The sequence below is a fragment of the Thermoactinospora rubra genome (genome assembly GCF_002093975.1).
GTDB classification, from domain to species: Bacteria; Actinomycetota; Actinomycetes; order Streptosporangiales; family Streptosporangiaceae; genus Nonomuraea; species Nonomuraea rubra_A.
Window position 1 is genome coordinate 1 of record NZ_MSZZ01000108.1, and the last position, 1,985, is coordinate 1,985.

1 protein-coding gene is annotated in these 1,985 nt (G+C 65.2%); it reads right to left on the reverse strand.

Annotated features, from left to right (window positions below):
* Window positions 1-114: 114 nt before the first annotated feature.
* Window positions 115-1,827, reverse strand: a complete 1,713-nt coding sequence (locus BSB02_RS39080; protein ID WP_084966053.1) for an IS1634 family transposase — start codon at window positions 1,825-1,827, stop codon at window positions 115-117.
* Window positions 1,828-1,985: the final 158 nt, after the last annotated feature.

Sequence of the window (1,985 nt, forward strand, 5' to 3'; positions counted from 1 at the left end):
CTTGGGTTCCGCAGATGTGTCTGTAGGAAAGGACACGGATCAGGGGTCTGAGCTGGGGTAACGCATGGTGGAGCGCTGGTGCGGCGTGTCACTAGGGCGGGGTGTTGCCGCTGGTCAGGAGGGGGTGGCCGGTATGGCCTCGATGACCTTCTTCGGGATGGTGATGCCGAGTTTGGCGAGGATGTCTCGTTGTGGCCTTGTGAGTTCGCCTATCTGGCGAAAGGTGCCGGTTGGCCCGGTGAAGGTGGCGATGGTCAGATCGTCGAATTCCTCACGAATACGGTTCCAGGTCCTCTCTGTGCTGGTTTCGGTGATGCGGATGAGCAGCAGGGCGAGCCAGCAGAGGATGACGTGGGCACGGATGCGCTGCTCCAGGCGGTGGTAGACGGGACGCAGGTCGATGATCTGTTTCATGTCACGCCAGCCGCGTTCCACCTGCCAGAGCTGCTTGAACCCCAGCGCGATGTCCTCGGCGGACAGGTGCGGATCTGAGCTGCGCAGCAGGTACTTGCCGTCCAGCTTGGTCTCGGCTTTGACCTTGGCGGCGTTGATGCGCAGCAGCCCGCCGGCGGTGACGCGCAGGTAGCGGTTCAGGCCGGGCTTGGTGGAGATCACCCCGCGCAGCTCGGCTCGTTTGTCCGGCTTCAGGTCATCGGTGCCGTCGATCAGGTCGCCGAGCTGGGCCAGCAGCCGCTCGCGGACAGCGGCGTCGCGGGTGGCGCCGTCGGGGTTGAAGCAGATCACGAATCGTTCATGCTCGCTGATGCGGACCTCTTTGACCTTGAGGTTGCCGGCGACGTCGGTGTAGCGGCCCTGGCGCGACAGCGCCGCCTTGGCTTCGGGGCTGCCAGAGCGCAGCTTCTCGCCCAGGATGTAGTGGTGATCGCCGGTGCGCAGCATGCGCCGGTTGTCCTCGGAGGTGAATCCCCGATCACCCACCCACACGATCTTGGCGAGGGTCCAGTCCCGCATGTCCTTCTTGACCTGTCCGATCACCGTCTGGTCGCTGGTGTTGCCGGGCCAGCACCAGACCCGGACCGGGATGCCGTCGCGGGTGACCGCCAGCCCGATCACGACCTGCGGCAGGTCATCGCGGTGATCCTTGGACTTGCCGAAGATCCGAAACCCCTTGCGCATGGCGGGCTCGCCGCCGTCGTTGTCGCTGTCGGGGATGGGTCTGCCGCGTTCGTCGCGGTCGATGGCCTCGTCCGGGCTGTCGATCTCGAAGTAGGTCGAGGTGGTGTCAAAGAAGAGCAAATCAACCTCAAGGTTCAGCAAAGTAGCGACCTGGTCGAACACCTTCTTCTCCACGGCGTCTTGGACGTCGTGCAGCCAGTCCATCGCCCGGTAGCAGGCATCGTCGCTGCAGCTGGCCAGGCCGTCGATGTGGGCTTTGCGGCCCACCCAGTGGGAGGCGGCCAGCTTGGAGGAGGCATCCAGCGCCCGGTTGGCCACCAGCGCGAACAGGACACGCTCGGTGTAGGGGCCGCGCCGGGTACGGGCCAGCATCCCGGTCATGATCGAGTCGATGGACAGCCGCCGCCACAGCTGGTCCAGCAGGTAGGTACCGCCGAAGGCGGTCGAGCCCACGTAGTTCAGCTCGCCCGGGGTGCGCGCGACCGCGGCCTGCTCGGGGGTAAGTAGTCGGCACAGCGAGCCGACCAGGCGTTCCACCGCGGCCCGGTCGAGCTGGTCCTCGCGGCCGAAGCTGTGCAGCACCTTGGTCTTGGACGTTTTGCTGGCCGGATCCCACTCGTTGTGCACCAGTTGCAGGTAGCGGACCATCGTGCCGTCTTTGTTCTTCCGGGTCGCCGTCTTGACGAACATGCCGCCAGACCGTAGCAGCTCACCCACAGCTCGTGACGGCCTTTTCCTGCAAGTCGTGCCCCTAGGCGTTCTCGCGGATTCCACCAGGCCTCACGCGACTGACCTGCACCTTCACCCTCGATCATGCCCCAGACCCCGGATTAGCTGCGGAACGCGAG

Bases quoted from the DNA above. Each gene is read 5' to 3' on its own strand.
- BSB02_RS39080 (WP_084966053.1), bottom strand. From the start codon at position 1,827: ATGTTCGTCAAGACGGCGACCCGGAAGAACAAAGACGGCACGATGGTC.